General features: G+C 37.1%; 13 protein-coding genes. All 13 read right to left on the bottom strand.

All coding sequences use genetic code 11. The features are described from left to right. Positions 1-17: 17 nt before the first annotated feature. Positions 18-323 (bottom strand): Dabb family protein, encoded by a 306-nt coding sequence (locus tag acsn021_RS05385; protein WP_184090785.1) that lies wholly within the window; start codon positions 321-323, stop codon positions 18-20. 60 nt (positions 324-383) lie between these two features. Next, positions 384-1,763: an aminopeptidase gene (locus tag acsn021_RS05380; protein WP_184090782.1), complete on the bottom strand. Its 1,380-nt coding sequence runs from the start codon at positions 1,761-1,763 to the stop codon at positions 384-386. A 170-nt stretch (positions 1,764-1,933) separates the two neighbouring features. Continuing rightward, entirely contained in the window at positions 1,934-2,854 is a 921-nt protein-coding gene (locus tag acsn021_RS05375; RefSeq protein ID WP_184090781.1) for a nucleotidyl cyclase domain-containing protein, read from the bottom strand. 222 nt (positions 2,855-3,076) lie between these two features. Next, a complete protein-coding gene (gene hisS, locus acsn021_RS05370) occupies positions 3,077-4,324 on the bottom strand; it encodes a histidine--tRNA ligase (protein ID WP_184090778.1) in 1,248 nt (415 codons plus the stop codon). Between the two features lie 21 nt (positions 4,325-4,345). Then, positions 4,346-5,002: an HD-GYP domain-containing protein gene (locus acsn021_RS05365; RefSeq protein ID WP_184090775.1), complete on the bottom strand. Its 657-nt coding sequence runs from the start codon at positions 5,000-5,002 to the stop codon at positions 4,346-4,348. A 47-nt stretch (positions 5,003-5,049) separates the two neighbouring features. Further along, positions 5,050-6,555: a coproporphyrinogen dehydrogenase HemZ gene (gene hemZ / locus acsn021_RS05360; RefSeq protein ID WP_184090772.1), complete on the bottom strand. Its 1,506-nt coding sequence runs from the start codon at positions 6,553-6,555 to the stop codon at positions 5,050-5,052. Positions 6,556-6,570: 15 nt separating this feature from the next. Then, a complete protein-coding gene (locus tag acsn021_RS05355; RefSeq protein ID WP_184090769.1) occupies positions 6,571-7,191 on the bottom strand; it encodes an MBL fold metallo-hydrolase in 621 nt (206 codons plus the stop codon). A gap of 84 nt (positions 7,192-7,275) precedes the next feature. Next, the gene (locus acsn021_RS05350) at positions 7,276-9,579 is read right to left on the bottom strand and encodes a RelA/SpoT family protein (RefSeq protein WP_184090766.1); all 2,304 of its coding nucleotides are present in this window, start codon (positions 9,577-9,579) and stop codon (positions 7,276-7,278) included. Positions 9,580-9,855: 276 nt separating this feature from the next. Then, positions 9,856-10,380: an adenine phosphoribosyltransferase gene (locus tag acsn021_RS05345; protein WP_184090763.1), complete on the bottom strand. Its 525-nt coding sequence runs from the start codon at positions 10,378-10,380 to the stop codon at positions 9,856-9,858. Between the two features lie 540 nt (positions 10,381-10,920). Next, positions 10,921-12,750, bottom strand: a complete 1,830-nt coding sequence (locus acsn021_RS05340; RefSeq protein ID WP_184090760.1) for a single-stranded-DNA-specific exonuclease RecJ — start codon at positions 12,748-12,750, stop codon at positions 10,921-10,923. A 99-nt stretch (positions 12,751-12,849) separates the two neighbouring features. Beyond that, a complete protein-coding gene (gene secD / locus acsn021_RS05335) occupies positions 12,850-15,000 on the bottom strand; it encodes a protein translocase subunit SecD (RefSeq protein WP_184090987.1) in 2,151 nt (716 codons plus the stop codon). A gap of 249 nt (positions 15,001-15,249) precedes the next feature. Further along, positions 15,250-16,740, bottom strand: coding sequence for a thioether cross-link-forming SCIFF peptide maturase (gene scfB / locus acsn021_RS05330; RefSeq protein WP_184090757.1), 1,491 nt, complete (start codon positions 16,738-16,740; stop codon positions 15,250-15,252). Positions 16,741-16,920: 180 nt separating this feature from the next. Further along, complete coding sequence (gene scfA / locus acsn021_RS05325) at positions 16,921-17,061, bottom strand: six-cysteine ranthipeptide SCIFF (protein ID WP_184090755.1); 141 nt, start codon at positions 17,059-17,061, stop codon at positions 16,921-16,923. Positions 17,062-17,078 lie beyond the last annotated feature (17 nt).

Below are 17,078 nucleotides of genomic sequence, written 5' to 3'. Positions count from 1 at the left end.
ATTGTATCTTATATTATTTATTCCCAGTAGTCAATACATTTACGGTCTTTCACAACGCTTCTTACATAAGTTGCAGCCTTTATGTGTTCTGGATGTTCCTGATAGGTATTTAATGCGTCTATACTCTCAAACGTGCTGTCCAGAATAAGGTCTGCATCACCTGAACCTGACGGCAAAGGATTTGTTATTACTTTTATGGATATAACTCCCGGAATCTTATGAACTAATGCTTCCAAACTTTCTTTTATAATTTTTGCATGTTCCTGTTTTTCTGTTTCTGAAAAATTATCCCCATGCTTCCAAAGAACAATATGCTTAACCATTTTTTTGCTCCCATCTGCGACCTTTGATTACGACCTTTAGATTATAACCATTTCTAAGGTTTATATTTCATTTAAAAAGGCAACATAACCGTTTTTGGTCTCATAGATATCTACTTTACTGGTTATTTCCCAAGGTGCATGCATGTTAAGTACCGCCACACCACTATCAATAACCTCCATATTATAATTAGCCATTATGTAAGCAATGGTACCGCCGCCGCCTTCATCTACCTTACCAAGCTCGGCAGTCTGATAAGATACATTATGGTTTTCCATAATATTTCTTAGACGAGCCATATATTCCGGATTAGCATCGTTAGAACCTGATTTTCCTCTGGAACCTGTATATTTATTAAATACCATACCTTTTCCAAAATATGCAGAATTCTTCTTTTCCATAACAGCAGGATAATTAGGGTCGAATGCTGCACTAACATCAGAAGATAGCATATGAGAGTTTTGCATGGCACGTCTTAGTTTTAACTCGGAGTATTCTCCTGCTAAATCTATAAGTTCTGCAACGGCATTCTCAAAGAATTTAGAGTGCATACCAGAGGCACCGACACTTCCAATTTCTTCCTTGTCAACCAGTATGCAGGAGCAGGTTCTGTCTGTTTCTGTTATTTCAAACATTGCCTGTAAAGAGGTATAAGCACACACTCTGTCATCCTGTCCGTAACCAATTACCATACTGCGGTCAATACCATAATCTCTTGCTTTACCTGCCGTTACAATTTCTAATTCCGCAGAGAGAAAATCTTCTTCTTCAAAGTCATATTTTTCCTTTAAGATACGTAATACATTTGCTTTAACTGCATCTTTTTCTTCTTCCTTAACTGGCATACTGCCGATTAAGACATTTAAGTCTTCTCCTTCAATTACCTTAGCGGCTTTTTTCTCTAATTGTGCACCGGATAAATGCACCAGCAAATCAGTGATACCAATAACCGGGTCATTCTCATCTTCACCAATTACAACATTTATTACAGTGCCGTCTTTCTTTACTACTACACCATGTATAGCCAGAGGAAGAGTAACCCATTGGTACTTCTTAATTCCGCCATAGTAATGGGTATCTAACATTGCCATATCTGTATCTTCATACAGGGGTACCTGCTTTACGTCAAGTCTTGGAGAATCAATATGAGCGCCTAGAATCTTTAACCCCTTCTCTAAAGGTTCTTTGCCTAGAATAAATAAAGCAACTGCCTTCTCCATATTGTTTATGTACACTTTATCTCCTGCTTTTAATGGAGTTTTTGCTTTTATAGCATCTTTTAAGTCCGTATAGCCTTGTTCTCTTGCTAGTTTTATTATTTCCTGTACACATTCTCTTTCGGTTTTACAGTCGGAGATGAATTTTTTATAGCCTTCATTAAAGGCGAATATTTCTCTGGTCTGATTTTCATCATACTTTAACCATGCATTTTTTTGTTTCATTTTTTTATCCTTTCCGTCTTAAATCCTTAGCATTTTTAGGATGTTTCTGAAAACTAATTCTTGAAAAAATAAAGTATTATTCCAGAATAACTCAATAGTTTCTATTATAATTCTTTTTTTTTGAAAAAACAAGATAATTGTATGCCGGAGGCTCTCCCTTTGCGTATACTCTAATGCATTACTTTTTCACGGCGATAAAGCCCTATCCTGTCATCTGCCATTTTTAAGTACGGTATTACACTAAAATCTTCAGTAATTTTATCCGGCGTAAGTTCCACTATGCCAGTTAGAAGAATTCTTTCCGGCATTTGCAACGTAAATGCTTCATTTATATTATCTATTACTTGATTGGCTTTAATTTGGTTTTGTTGTATACATAAGATTAAGAATTCATTCCTAGCTAATCGGAATAACAGTTCCTTTCTATCCTTTAATCTATCCTTTGCAATCCTTGCAAAGGCAATCGCTGCAAGTTCTATATCCCCAAAGACTGCCTTACTTCCCGCCTCTTTTAAAACCTCTGGGGCATTCTCAGAACAGGCTGACTGTTCAAGGTTAATTAGTATCATGGTTATAGGGTATTGCTTTATTGCTGCTTTTTTCGCTTCTTCATAAATTATTTTGTTAAAATAACGTTGATTATACGTATTCGTTACACTGTCCAGCATCATTTGACTTTCCAATAATTTCATGTACTCTTGCAGTTTTTCCCTGTCATCTTTTGTATGATTTTTAGAGTGACCTCTGCTCTTACCAAGCCCGGATATTTTTTGCATAATCTGAATTGTCTCCATACAACCTTTTAATAAGGTTATATAGAGCTTATTATGACTGCTGTATGCGTTAACATGTACCGTTTCTAACAAACCATTTAACTCTAAAGACATCACGGCTCCAATAACATATCCTTGTTTTATTAATGTATTCCAGAAATTTTTAACCTCTGTACTTTTCCCATCTTGAAAAGATAGATAAAAATAATCCCCTACTCTAAATATATCTCCCCATTCCCCATACTTTGTTGTTTTTACTATTTTTCCATCCATTTGGCAGACAACTATAATTTCTCTCATTCTACGTTCTTGATCCATATTAGACCTCCATTATAAAGTTCCCTCCGTAATGTGCCAATATACATCCCCTCAAGTATACTATCCTTTCAATTCCCTCCCTCCTACAATATCTAATAACTATGCAGTAGTTATGATAACGGTTTATCAGTTAAAAATAACTGCCAAAATCCTTTGATACTGGCAGTTATTGATATCGAACAACTTACATCTCCTACGATGTTTCAGAATAGAACCAAAAGCTTACTTTTTATAATGACTTACAATTTCATTAAGAGTAACTTCTGTCTGTTCCCCGTTGTCCATATTTTTAATTTTCACTTTGTTATTGGCAATTTCGTCTGCACCAATGATAACTGTATTTTTAGCTCCGATTTTGTTGGCATACTTCATCTGCGCCTTTACACTTCTATCCATATAATCTGTTTCTACAACTATTCCGTCGTTTCGTAATTGATTCACAATTTTATAGGCAGCGGCCTTTGCTTCTGTTCCTAATATTCCTACATACAACTGAATAGGGGGTTCTGTCTCAAGCTCTACCTGTTCTTTCTCTAAGAAGTAAATAATTCGTTCTATGCCCATTCCGAACCCTACAGAAGGGATATCCTGCTTCTCATCTATTTCATGAACCAGATTGTCATAACGTCCGCCGCCGCATAAGGTAAAGCCTTCTTCATTGACAAATTCAAATACTGTTTTTGTATAATAGTCAAGTCCTCTAACAATCCCTGTATCAATCTCAAACGGTATATTAAGTTCAGTAAGGAGACTTTGTAACTCTTCGAAGTGATTTTTGCATTCCTCATCCAAATACTCTATGGTTCTAGGTGCTTCCTTAACGATTTCTTTACAGGTTGGTACCTTACAATCCAATACCCTTAAGGGATTTTTTTGCATTCTTTCTTTGCAGGTCGGACATAGTTTTTCTTCATGCTTTTTCAGATAGGCAAGCAATGCCTCATTATAAGTTTTTCTGCAATTTCCACAGCCAATGCTGTTAATGTGAAGCTTGGCATTTCTAAGTCCAATCTTACTTATAAAAGTAGTAATTAAAGTAATTAACTCTACCTCGGCAAGAGGGCTTTTAGACCCGACAAACTCCACTCCGAATTGGTGGTGCTGACGCAGTCTTCCACTTTGAGGCTGTTCATAACGAAAAGCCGGCGTTACATAAAATAATTTAGTCGGCTGACTTTCCGCATACAAGTTATTCTCTAAATAAGCTCTAATCGCACCTGCTGTTCCTTCCGGCTTTAAGGTAACGCTTCTATCACCTTTATCCATAAAAGTATACATTTCTTTCTGTACAACATCTGTGGTTTCACCAACACCTCTTTGAAACAGGACCGTATGTTCAAAGACCGGTGTTATAATCTCTTTTATGTTATAAACTTTACATAATTCCCTTGCCAGTTCTTCTATCTTCGTTCTTTTGTACATATTACTACCAAACCAGTCCTGCGTACCTTTTGGTCTTTGTGTAATCATGTCATAACCTCCCATTTTTCATTAATAAAATCCATCATGCAGTATTTTTCTCCACATGTAATTCTTTTTATTTATATCTTCAACAAATTTGTCTATGTGCTTGAAATCTTCCGAATGAATAATTCCCAAAAATTTCAAAAATATTCTCATGTCAAAATTCTTAACTTCTTCAATCATAAGACGAATTGCCGTTTCTTTATCAAAGGCAGCACGGTATCTGCGGTCTGATATTAAAGCTGCATACACATCGCAGATTCTTAGTATTCTGCCACCTAACGGAATGGTATCTCCTTTTAAATTGTGGGGGTAACCGGACCCATCATAATTTTCATGATGATGATGAATTGACTCCAGTAATAAATTGCTATAATCATGCTGTTTTAGTATTCTAAATCCAATTTCAGGATGCATCCGGATGTATTTCATTTCCTCCACAACCAAAGTATCTTTTCTTCTTCCATACAAATGCTGTCCTAATTTTAACTTACCGATATCATGAAGCATTCCTGCCTGAGCCATAGTATAACCAAATTCCCTATCCTCTGACAGTTCTTTTGACAACTGAAATGCAAGTTTACTCACTAAAATGCCATGATCAATGGCTTCTTCTAAATCGTCTCTTAAAGTTCCTTCTTTTTCTTCACAGCCAACAAGCTCCGATATGTTTTCTAACAGCATACTGATTCCCTTTCCACTGCAAAAACCCTGTTCTCTTTCTGTTCTTTTTAAAACATGTTATTGTCAAGCAAGAATCTATGTTTTCTTTCAATCATTTCATCAATACGTTCTATATAATCCTTTAGGCTTTTCACGTTTTCTACCCGCTCAATTCGGTTTTCCTTAGGAAATATAAATTTAGACAAAGCACCCGCTCCTAAGGCTAGTATAGTCTGTTTGTCTTCCATAATCAATATATTATAAAGCCCTTCTTTTCCTTTTAGAGCATATCCGGTATTCTCAAGGTTTTCCGCCATATTTTTCTGACGATACAAATAATAGGGTTCATATCCCTGAATCCTTGCGAATTCCTGGGTTAGAAACAGCATCTTTTTGGCATCTCCATAATGGATGTCCTGATATGATTGTTTTTCTGTATTTAATCTGGCTGCACGTTTTAATGCCAATGTATGAATTGTCAGACTGTCAGGTTTTAATGCACCTATTTCTTGCAGTGTATACTCTACCTGTTTCTCATCTTCTAAAGGCAAGCCAATAATTAAATCCATATTTATATTATCATGACCACATTCTCTTGCCAATAAAAAAGCTTTCTTTACTTCTTCAACTGTATGCTTTCTGCCAATCGCATCTAATGTGTTCTGATTCATAGTCTGAGGATTTATGGATATCCTGCTGATACCATGTTTTTTTAACACCAGCAGCTTTTCTTTTGTAATACTATCCGGTCTGCCGGCTTCCACCGTAAATTCCACTACCGCAGACATAGTAAGGTTTGTTTTAATATGATTTAGCAGCCCGTCTAATTGCTTCGCCGTTAAAGTGGTAGGTGTTCCGCCGCCTAAATAAACAGTAATTAACTTCTTTTCTTTTAAACAGGTTCCTGCAAAGGTAATTTCTTTATAGAGTGCTTGTAAATATTCCTCCATTAAATGCCCGCTTCGTTCTAGGGAATAAGAGGTAAAAGAGCAGTACAAACAGGTACTTGGGCAAAAAGGTATACCGATATATATACTGTAACTATTTTGATAATCTATCTCTTTTAGCAGTTCATATTCCTTTTGGGCTACCAAAAGACTGAGCTTGGTTTTTTCCTGAGAACAATAGTAGACTTCTTTCATCCTGTTCTCTATTTCATCATCCTTTACACCGTTTTCTAACAGCTCTAAAGCAATCTTTGTTGGTCGTACACCCGTTAGGGTTCCCCAGGGAAGCATATAACCGCTAAGCTTAGAAAGGCTATTATAGAGCAACTGCTTTACGCTGTTTCTAAGGGCACTTTTACTGCCATCCTTAATCTTTTCCTCATAGGTAATCCGTTCTGCTCCATCTTTTAAAACCGCTAAGCATATGGTGCCTTTTGTAATAGAAAGATAAATCTTCAATTCCTCCTCTTCCTTACACAACACCAAATTACCAGTTCTTTCTTCTATTAACTCAAATATATCAAAGGATTTTTTTATTACTTTAATGGTTTCTTTGGGATAAAATGCTTTTGTTAAAGCATGAATATCGTATTCAAAATCTTCATTTAACAGGTATATAGTTATCACATTATACTCCATCTATCAACTCACATAAGGGTTATGGTTTTTCTCGTAGCCAATGGTAGTGGCATCTCCATGTCCCGGATAAACGATTACATCTTCTGGGAGAATAAACAGCTTTTCCCTTATAGATTTTTGCAGGGTGTCAAAATTCCCTGTTGGAAGGTCGGTACGTCCGACAGAACCAAGAAATAAAGTATCTCCGCTGATTAAGACTTTCTGGTCTTTTAGATAAAAACATACACTTCCGACAGTATGGCCTGGCGTATGCAGTACCTGTAATTCAAAACCTGCCATTTTAAGCACTTCTTCTTTTATAAGTGTATCAGGCACCAGCCCATAGGAAGTATTTATTAAATACCCTCCGTTTAAACTGCTGTTACTTACTAATTCTTTTTCTGTCTCATGTACATATATTTCTATCGCGTATTCTTCTGCCAATTCCTTGGCCGCCATAATATGATCAAAATGTCCATGTGTCAGTAATACAGCCATGGGTACACTGCCAAGTTCTTGGATTTTTGCTTTTACTAATTCCGCCTGTGCTCCCGGATCTATAATAATTGTTTCTCTTGTCTCTTCATTCGTAATCAGATAACAATTCGTTCTGACCGCACCTAATACCAAGGTTTGAATCTTCATGCTATTCTTCCTCTTTTCTGTATGCTTTCGCCATCTGCTTTGCCAGGCTTCTCATTTTACCAGATATCCAAACAGGCTGACGAATCAGCCTGTTGTACGTTCAATATCCAGTACGCTTTCAATACTTCTTAATTTTGCTACAATATATCTTAGCTGCTCCACGCCGTTTATTTCGAAGCCAACACTTATGGTAGCCGTTCCCTGCTTACTGGTTCTAACGGTCATAGAAGTGACATCGATTTTATTTTCAGTGAGAATTTTAGAAACATCTACCAGTACACCGCTCCTGTTATTGGCATATATTTTAATTTCAGCAGTATATAGCTCTCCCTGGGCTTTATCAGAAGAAACGTTCCATTCTGCTTCAATTAATCTGGCACGGTCTTCTTCTGATAAATTCATAAGATTAATACAGTCCGTACGGTGGATAGATACCCCTCTTCCTCTGGTTACAAAACCAACGATTTCATCCCCTGGTACAGGGCTGCAGCATTTGGAAAAACGAACTGCTACATCATGAATACCTTCTACAACGATACCACTTCTGGATTTTGCAAAGGATGCGGGTTTATTTTCTTTTACATCCGTAATAGTTTCCAGAACTTTTTCATCCGTAATGTCTTTTTTATGCTTTTTATCAAATTCATCCTTAAGCTTATTTATGACCTGGCCTTCTTTTAGTCCGCCATGCCCTACGGCTGCATATATGGAATCCCAGTCTCTGAAACCGTATTTTGACATAACCCTGCTCATAAATTCAGTCTTAAGTAAATCACTTAATACAATACCTTTGGTTTTACAGTAAGCAATAATCATATCCTTGCCTTTGGTGATGTTGTCTTCCTTTAGCTCTGTCTTAAACCATTGGTTTATTTTATTCTTTGCCTGGGTGCTTTTAACAAGAGATAACCAGTCCCTGCTGGGTCCTTTGGAATTTTGGGATGTTATAATCTCTATTCTGTCTCCGTTTTGAATAACATACTCTATATTAACTAATTTTCCGTTTACTCTGGCACCTACCATTTTATTTCCTACTGCACTATGGATACTGTAAGCAAAATCGATGGGAGTTGAACCATTAGGCAGGTTTTTCACATCGCCTGTGGGAGTAAAACAGTAAACACTCTCTGAGAACAAGTCTAAGTCACTCTTTAACAGACTTAAAAACTCTTTATTATCAGACATGTCTCTCTGCCATTCCAGTATCTGCCGCAGCCAGGTTAATTTTGCCTCTTCTGTATCCTGACTATTCTTACCGTCATGACCTTCTTTATACTTCCAATGGGCCGCAATACCAAATTCAGCAGTACGGTGCATCTCATAAGTTCTGATTTGTATTTCAAAAGGCTGCCCGCCGGGACCAATTAAAGTAGTGTGAAGCGATTGATACATATTGGGTTTTGGCATGGCAATATAATCTTTAAACCGACCGGGGATAGGTTTATACATTTCATGAATCACACCTAGTGCCGCATAACAGTCTTTTACAGATTCCACAATAATACGGACAGCAAATAAATCAAATATCTGATCTAGCGTTTTATTCTGGTTTACCATCTTTTTATATATACTAAAGAAATGCTTTACCCTTCCGTCTATCTTCGCTTCAATATCTGCGGCTATGACATGGTAACGCACTTCCTTCACAATTCCGTTAATGATTTCTTCCCGTTCTCCTTTTCTGGAGTTAATCTTTTCCGTTAAGTCTTTATACACTTCCGGCTCAAGATACTTTAAGGACAAATCATCCAGTTCAATTTTAATTTTGGAAATACCTAACCTCTGCGCAATCGGTGCATAGATGTCCATGGTTTCCCTTGCTTTTTCTTTTTGTTTTATAGGTGTCTGGAACTGAAGTGTCCGCATGTTGTGTAACCGGTCAGCTAATTTAATCAGTATTACCCGAATATCCTTAGCCATAGCAAGAAACATCTTTCTTAAATTTTCTGCCTGGATTTCCACTTTATCTTTCGAATAGTTTAACTGGGTCAGCTTTGTTACCCCATCAACTAACAGAGCTATTTCATCATTGAAGTCTTTCGAGATTTCTTCTACCGTACAGACAGTATCTTCTACCACATCATGAAGCAGGCCTGCCACAATGGTCTCCTTGTCTAATTCAAGTTCTGCCAATATTATGGCTACACACAAGGGATGTATAATATAAGGTTCCCCGGACTTTCGAAATTGTTCTTTATGTGCAAGGTCGGCAACACGATACGCCTTTTCAATCATGGAAATATCAGCAGAAGGATGGTAACTTTCCACAATTTTAACCAGTCTTAGGTATAGTTCCTCCGGACTTGTATAATCAGAGGGGATTGTTTTTTTACTATTTTTAACATCATTATCTTTTACATTTCCAATGCTGTTTGCCTTATCTTCCATGAAATCACCACCTAAATCTATAAGTTTATCCTTTAATTATAAACAATCTATTAAAAAAAATCAATTGATTTATTGAATTCTGGCACTTCTTGCTGAGTTTTGTCATAATTATCTCTGTTTATCTTCTTAGTATTCCCCTGTCATCATATGTTTATAATTTCCTAAAGCAAATGCCGGAGGTCTGACAGTTTATTATAAACCATCATCCTTCGGCATGTTCTATCACAGTAAAGTTTCTGTTATTACAGATTTATGTTTTTTAATTAAAAATCTGAATTATTTACCTTCATACTTAATTACAGCTTCCACATCATAGCCCTTTAATTTATCACGTCCATGAAGCCCTTCCAGTTCCATTAAGAAAATAATCTTAACTACGATTCCTCCTAAACTCTCAATTAGTTTTGTAATCGCTTCAATCGTTCCCCCTGTTGCTATCAGGTCATCTATAATTGCAACCCTTTGACCTGGCTTAATGGCATCCTTGTGCATCTCTATCGTAGCGGTGCCATATTCCAAAGCATACTCCATCTCAATTGTCTCACAAGGAAGTTTACCTTTCTTACGAACCGGTACAAATGCTTTATTTAAGTTATATGCAATCGGAACACCAAAGATAAAGCCTCTGGACTCAGGTCCTACCACTACATCTATGTCAACATCATCTAAAAGTGACTGCATCTGGTCAATTGACATCTTTAAGCTGTCTTTATCCTGTAATACGCTGGTCACATCTCTAAATACAATGCCTTCCTCAGGGAAATCAGGTATACTTCTTACATATTCTTCTAACTTTTTCATATTATATTCCTCCATTCTTGCACATGTTAAATAGTTCGCCTTGCGATACCATGTGCATTTGCAGTCTGTACCTAATATATGGGCACAAGCTTTGGCCCCCTGCATAACGATAATCCATCACAGCATTAATTACACACGGGGTGTGAACCTCTTTGTTTCACACAAATTCTGCCTTCATTTATTTATGATTATACTAGCTTTCACGCCTCATTAGGCATGTGAAATTGCTTCTACTTTCAAACTATCTCTTACGATATATAAATTCTACGCCAAACTATATTATATCATTTATGATAGTAAAATTCAAATATTTTTAAATCAAATTTCTGGTAAATACATGAAAAATTTATATGAAAACCCGCACAATTATCTCCTCAATCAAAATATATAATGAGTGAATGACGAAAAACTACATTCTTAAGACCAGTTCCTAATACATAAAAAAGAAAATTTATCCACACATCGTAATTTTTTAGGTTGTCCTATCCACATTTTGCAGGACTTTTATCCAAACCACCTGTGGAAAAGGTAACATGAGACTTATCTTTTTGACAACATATAGTTTTGAATGATGACCTGCATCGTGCGATTTCCGCCGTATTCATTAATACCAGGATAATAGGTTATAGACATTCTTACACTGGTTTCCCGATTTTGGAACATCTTATCAAGCTCTTCTTTCCCATAATTCTTAATTATTTCTTCCTGAAATCCCGATACATCTCCAAAATATAATGCCTCCATGGATCTTCCGTATGTATTAACAAGTGAAAATTTTAGTACATTACTATTCTTACCAAGGATTGCGGCTTTTCTAATAATTACATTTTTCTCTGCAAATACAGGCTTACTGTTACCTTTACCAAAAGGCTCTAAAATCTCAAGCTCTTCCATTAACTTCTCATTAAGATAACCAAAAGGCAATACAATATCAATGGACACTTTAGGAATCAAATCCTCTTCGGTAAGTATCGTATTACTATTTAAAGAGGTTCTTAGTATATCAACATTCTCCTCCTTTAATGAAAGTCCTGCCGCCATTGGATGCCCTCCGAATTTAGTCAGGAGCTCCCTGCATTTTGACAACTCTTCAAAGATATTATAAGCTTCAATGGAGCGGCAGGAACCTTTTACCCCTTCCTCAGAGGCTGTGAGTATAATGACAGGCTTGTTATATCGTTCCTTTAATCTGCCAGCAATGATTCCGGCAAGGCTTTCATGGCATTCTTTTAAGTAAACGACTAATACCTTATCCTTAGACATACCTGCAATTTCTACCTGTTCAATTGCCTGCTCCACACCTTTAGCTGTCATTTCTTTTCGCAAATCATTCAGTTTCTTTAACTCGATTGCTAATGCCTCTGCCTTACCAGAGTCTGTGGCTAATAACAACTCTAGCCCCTTTTTGGCTGTACTAAGTCTTCCGGAAGCATTAAGACAAGGCCCTATAATAAAGCCTAGGTGGTATGCGGACAAACTTAAGAGATGGATATTATTCTTTTCCATTAATGCGCAAAGACCGTAATTTTTCGTCTTCTTTAGTTGTTTTAGTCCGTGTTTTACAAAGACCCTGTTCTCACCAACCAAATCCATTACATCACACACAGTCGCTATAGCAACAATTTCAAGGAAAGAAAAGGTCTCCTCTTTCTCAATGCCGAACGCTTCATAGAGAACCTGTATCAGTTTAAATGCCACTGCGGCACCGCATAACCCTTTAAAAGGATAGGAGCAATCCGGCCGTTTGGGATTGACTACTGCATCGGCAGGCGGCACAATATGCCTTCGGTAAATCTTTAACTCCTCATCACAGACAGTAACCATAGGATCCGACAGACTACCGTCTTCTACTGAACACTCCTGGTAGGGAAGATCATGGTGATCCGTTACAATTACCGTCATGCCAAGCTCCTTGGCTTTTGCCACCTGGTCTAAAGCCGCTATACCATTATCACAGGTTAACAGAGTATCAATCCCCTCGTCATAGGCCGCTTGTATAATATTTATATTAATACCATAACCGTCTTTGATACGGTCAGGTATTTCATAATCCACAACGGCACCACAGCGAAGAAGAGCCTGGTATAGAATATAAGTGGAAGTAACTCCATCTACATCATAGTCTCCTACAATGCGGATTTTCTTCTTTTCTTTTAGTTTCTGCACCAAAAGATTTTTGGCTTTTTCCATATCTTTCATATCCATGGGATTATGTAAGTTGTCAAGCATTGGGTTTAAGTATTGTTTAATTCTGTCTTCACCGGTATGTTTTCTGTTTGTTACTAGCCTGGCAATTACTTCACTTACATTATGTCTCTCCATAATGGAATTAAAATCTTCTTTGTAATTCTTTAGTACCCATTTTTCCATTACTTTATGACCTTTCTAAAACAATTTATCCTCATAAAAGTAAATACCTACCCACACAAGGCATTGCTGCCAGGCATAAGTAGGCATACATACTCTCAATTAATCAACTACTGCTCTTTTAGACAATCTATTCTTAGTAGTAGCCCATAGTATTCCTGTAATACAGATAGAAGAATAAGCACCACATACAATACCCGCCATCAGCGGTATAGCGAATTCCTTAATAGATTCCACACCAAATAAAAACAGTACGAACACCATAATGAAGGTGGTCAAGGATGTGTTGATACATCTGGTCAAGGTCTGGGTTATACTATTGTTTACTACTTCCTCTATGGTGACCTTCGACGATTTTTCTTTCATATTCTCACGGATGCGGTCAAATATGATAATAGTTGCATTGATGGAATAACCAACAATTGTCAGCATACAGGCGATAAAGGTAGAGTTAACCGTTATTCGGGAAACGGCATATACCATCAAAACAACAAGCACATCGTGTAAAAGAGCAAGTACCGCACTGGTGGCAAAATGAATGTCTTTAAAGCGTATCCAGATATACAACAGCATACATAAGGTAGACACTGCGACTGCCATTATGGCATCCTTCTTCATATCATCACTGACCGTACCACTGATGCTTTCCGTTGTAATGAGGTCTTTATCAACCTTATACTCTTTCACCAGCTTATCAGAAATTTCTGTTCTCTCATCTAAGGTTAATTCTTTCGTTTTAATAATAACTGCATTAGAATCTTTCACTTGTGATATTTCAACACCCGGATCACGAATAACACCAGTAACCAACTCTGTTAGCTCCGTATTAATGCCTTCCGGCAAAGCTTCATTAAAAGTAACCGTTGTTGAAGTACCACCCCTAAAATCAAGACCATACGCTAAAATCTCACCAGTTGCTCTTTTATTTACAACTAAAGCTCCGATTCCAACTAAAATTAGTATTATAGAAAAAGCAAAAAACCCGATTCGACCTCGTATAAAAGAAATTGTTTTTATATTTTTTGCAGTTCCATACATCCCCTCTTTATTAAGTCCTATCGCAAAGAGTGCATTTAAAATAAATCTGGTTACCGTCAATGCGGTAAACATGGAAACAATGATACCAATTGCCAGTGTTTGTGCAAAGCCTTTGACAGTTCCAGAGCCCATTAACCAAAGGACTGCTGCTGCTATAAGAGTGGTTACATTACCATCTATGATTGCTGATAACGCTTTATGAAAACCGATCTTTATCGAAGACTTTACAGTCTTTCCAGTTGCAATCTCTTCTTTTATACGAGTAAAGATAATAACATTGGCATCGACTGCCATACCAATGGATAGTACAATACCCGCAACTCCCGGAAGCGTTAAAGTTACATCAAGTACATTCAGTAAAATGAGCACGATTGTAACATAAAAAAGCAATGCTATGCTAGAAGCAAGCCCAGGTATTCGATAAACAATGATTAAAAACGATATGACCATTATAATACCGATTACACCTGCTAAAAGGCTGGTATGAATTGCCTCCGCGCCTAATTTAGCACCAACAATATTGGAACGAATTTCCTTTAATTCTAGCGGAAGTGCGCCGATTCGAATTATAGAAGCCAGCTCCTGTGCTTCTTCAAAGGATGCTTGTCCGCTTATGGAGGCCTTTCCGCCGGCTATAGCCTCTTTAACATTTGGTGCACTGATTAATTCTTTGTCATAGTAAATTGAAATCTTCTTACCCACATTTGCAGTTGTCGCCTTATTGAACTTATCAGCTCCCTCTTGTGTCAGGGTAAGCTGTACCACATATTCATTTCCCATAGATTGCTTTTGATAAACGCCAGCCTCAGCAGTTTTAATGTCTGCTCCATTTAATAAAACTTTGCCAGCCTCATCCTTAAATTCCAGTGCCCCCGCCTTGCCTAGCTGTGAGAGAATTTCATTGGCATCGGTTACACCCGGAATATCAACATTAATACGATTTCCTCCCTCTTGGTATACGGCTGATTCCGTACTATAATTGTCCACACGTTTTTGCAATTTGTAAACCGTATCAGCCATTTCCTCTTTGGTGGGATTTTCTTTCACTGCCTCGTAAGTAATACTGACGCCACCTGCTAAATCAAGTCCTAATTTAATATCTTTTAAACTGCCGGTATTATTAGAACCGATACCGACAAAGGCAACTACTCCCAATGCTGCGACTATGATAAGTGATAACAGTAGTTTTATGAATCCTTGACTTTTATCCTTCATGATAATCTTGTATGATGTATTAATCAAAAATACATCATATTCTCCTTTCTTCTAAACATTGTTATTTAAATAATTGTTTTGCAATCATCTAAAACTTTGTTATTAATAGAAACACTGTGTGCCTCTGCCTAAATAATCCATGCCGGCTGGTAAGGATTTCATTCAACTTGTGTCCTATTAGTAATTGTTCTTGACTGACAATTACACCAGTACTTACTCATCTTATTATTGTTTATTGATTCTTTATTTTTATTCCTCCGCAGCTTCTGCCGCTTTTAGCATTATTGCGCATTCCACTCTTTTTCTTTGTAATTGACAACCTATGTCATAGGCATCATTAATACTTCCATGGAATTTAAAGGAGTTAGCTGCACAACCTCCGCTGCAGTAGAACTTAGCATAACATTCCCTGCATTTATCCTTCGAATACACATTACAGCACTTAAATTCTTCTCTTAAAGCTGTTTGTTTCACTCCATCGTACACATTTCCCAATAGAAACTCATCTTCCCCGACAAATTGATGACAAGGGTACAAATCTCCCCAAGGGGTTACAGCCAGATATTCCGTGCCCGAACCACAGCCGGACAAACGTTTTGCAACGCATGGTCCTCCCGATAAATCTATCATAAAGTGGAAGAAGTTAAAATCTTTTCCTTCTTTTTTACTCTCAATCATATAACGCGCTAATTTATCGTATTCTTCATATATCTTTTCAATATCCTCTTCCCGGATTGCATAGCTTTCACCATCTGCGGCAACTACCGGTTCAACAGAAATCTGCTTGAATCCCAGTTCTGCCAGATGTTTAACATCTTCAGAAAAATCCAGATTATTATGAGTAAAAGTACCTCTTACATAATAATTTGTCTGCTTCCTGCTTTCTGCAAACTTAATAAACTTAGGCACAATTACATCATAGCTGCCTTTTCCATTTCGGGAAGGTCTCATCAAGTCATTGACTTCTTTACGTCCGTCAATGCTTAACACGACATTGCTCATTTCCTTATTGGCAAACTCCATAATCTCATCTGTTAACCAAATGCCATTTGTAGTCAAGGTAAAACGAAAATTCTTATTATAAATCTTTTCCTGTTCTCTTCCGTAAGCCACTAATTGTTTTACAACGTCAAAGTTCATTAAAGGCTCACCACCAAAGAAATCCACCTCTAGATTTCTGCGATTACCTGAATTTTGTATCAGGAAATCCAGAGCCTGTTTTCCAATGTCATAGCTCATAAGTGCTCTTCTTCCGTGATACTCTCCCTCTTCAGCAAAACAATAACGACATGCCAGATTACAGTCGTGGGCAATATGCAGACACAAAGCCTTTACTACTGTACTGCGGGCTTTAAAATCCTTTATATATGTTTCGTAAATGTCCTCTGTAAACAAAGACCCGTCACCGATTAATTCCTCTATATCAGAAAACCCGTCATTAATAGCTTCCAGTACATCTGCTTCATTTGCCTTTTCGCTAAAGAGCTCCTTGTAGCAGGACTGACTATAACGTTTCAGTATTTCCTTTTTAATTTCCTCTTTTTTAGCTTCTGAAATAAAATGATTTTCATTTTTATGCCTAATATCCGCTTTGGCGGACTCTAAATCCATAGCTTTATCCTTATCTGCTGCATCATACAAAGCTATCATATCATAAACCAGTTCATCTACAACATGTACCATTCCGCTGTTTACATCCAGTACAATGTTAAAACCGTTATTTTTATATTGGTGAATCAATGTAATCTCCCTTCTATCTATAAGAAAATCAGGTTATTGCAATCTCTGCCTTTTTTCTTAAAAAACCTGCACAATGAATAAGCAGCGGCCTTAAGACGCTGCTTATAAAACTCTTCAAACTCTATTGTAGCTTGTTTCTAACATTACCTGTTACCAGGACATTATGTATACCTTTTAAAACTATTGGTTTTCGCAGCTCTGATTTCCTACGGTACAGGATGTTTTACATGCTGACTGGCAGGAAGTCTGGCATTCGCCACATCCGCCTTTTTTCATAGTATCTTTTAAATTTCTTGTATTTAAAGTCTTGATACGTTTCATGAGGTTGCCTCCTTCTA

The sequence above is a fragment of the Anaerocolumna cellulosilytica genome (assembly GCF_014218335.1).
Lineage (GTDB): Bacteria > Bacillota > Clostridia > Lachnospirales > Lachnospiraceae > Anaerocolumna > Anaerocolumna cellulosilytica.
The sequence above is the reverse complement of the archived record's forward strand: the minus strand, read 5'-3'. Positions and strand labels throughout refer to the sequence as shown.

Excerpts from the sequence above, each read along its gene's own strand:
- acsn021_RS05380 (WP_184090782.1), bottom strand. The coding sequence starts at position 1,763 with ATGAAACAAAAAAATGCATGGTTAAAGTATGATGAAAATCAGACCAGA.
- hisS (WP_184090778.1), bottom strand. The coding sequence starts at position 4,324 with ATGATTACACAAAGACCAAAAGGTACGCAGGACTGGTTTGGTAGTAAT.
- acsn021_RS05345 (WP_184090763.1), bottom strand. The coding sequence starts at position 10,380 with ATGAAAAAGTTAGAAGAATATGTAAGAAGTATACCTGATTTCCCTGAG.
- acsn021_RS05350 (WP_184090766.1), bottom strand. The coding sequence starts at position 9,579 with ATGGAAGATAAGGCAAACAGCATTGGAAATGTAAAAGATAATGATGTT.
- secD (WP_184090987.1), bottom strand. The coding sequence starts at position 15,000 with ATGAAGGATAAAAGTCAAGGATTCATAAAACTACTGTTATCACTTATC.
- acsn021_RS05385 (WP_184090785.1), bottom strand. The coding sequence starts at position 323 with ATGGTTAAGCATATTGTTCTTTGGAAGCATGGGGATAATTTTTCAGAA.
- acsn021_RS05375 (WP_184090781.1), bottom strand. The coding sequence starts at position 2,854 with ATGGATCAAGAACGTAGAATGAGAGAAATTATAGTTGTCTGCCAAATG.
- acsn021_RS05365 (WP_184090775.1), bottom strand. The coding sequence starts at position 5,002 with ATGCTGTTAGAAAACATATCGGAGCTTGTTGGCTGTGAAGAAAAAGAA.
- acsn021_RS05355 (WP_184090769.1), bottom strand. The coding sequence starts at position 7,191 with ATGAAGATTCAAACCTTGGTATTAGGTGCGGTCAGAACGAATTGTTAT.
- scfA (WP_184090755.1), bottom strand. The coding sequence starts at position 17,061 with ATGAAACGTATCAAGACTTTAAATACAAGAAATTTAAAAGATACTATG.
- acsn021_RS05340 (WP_184090760.1), bottom strand. The coding sequence starts at position 12,750 with ATGGAAAAATGGGTACTAAAGAATTACAAAGAAGATTTTAATTCCATT.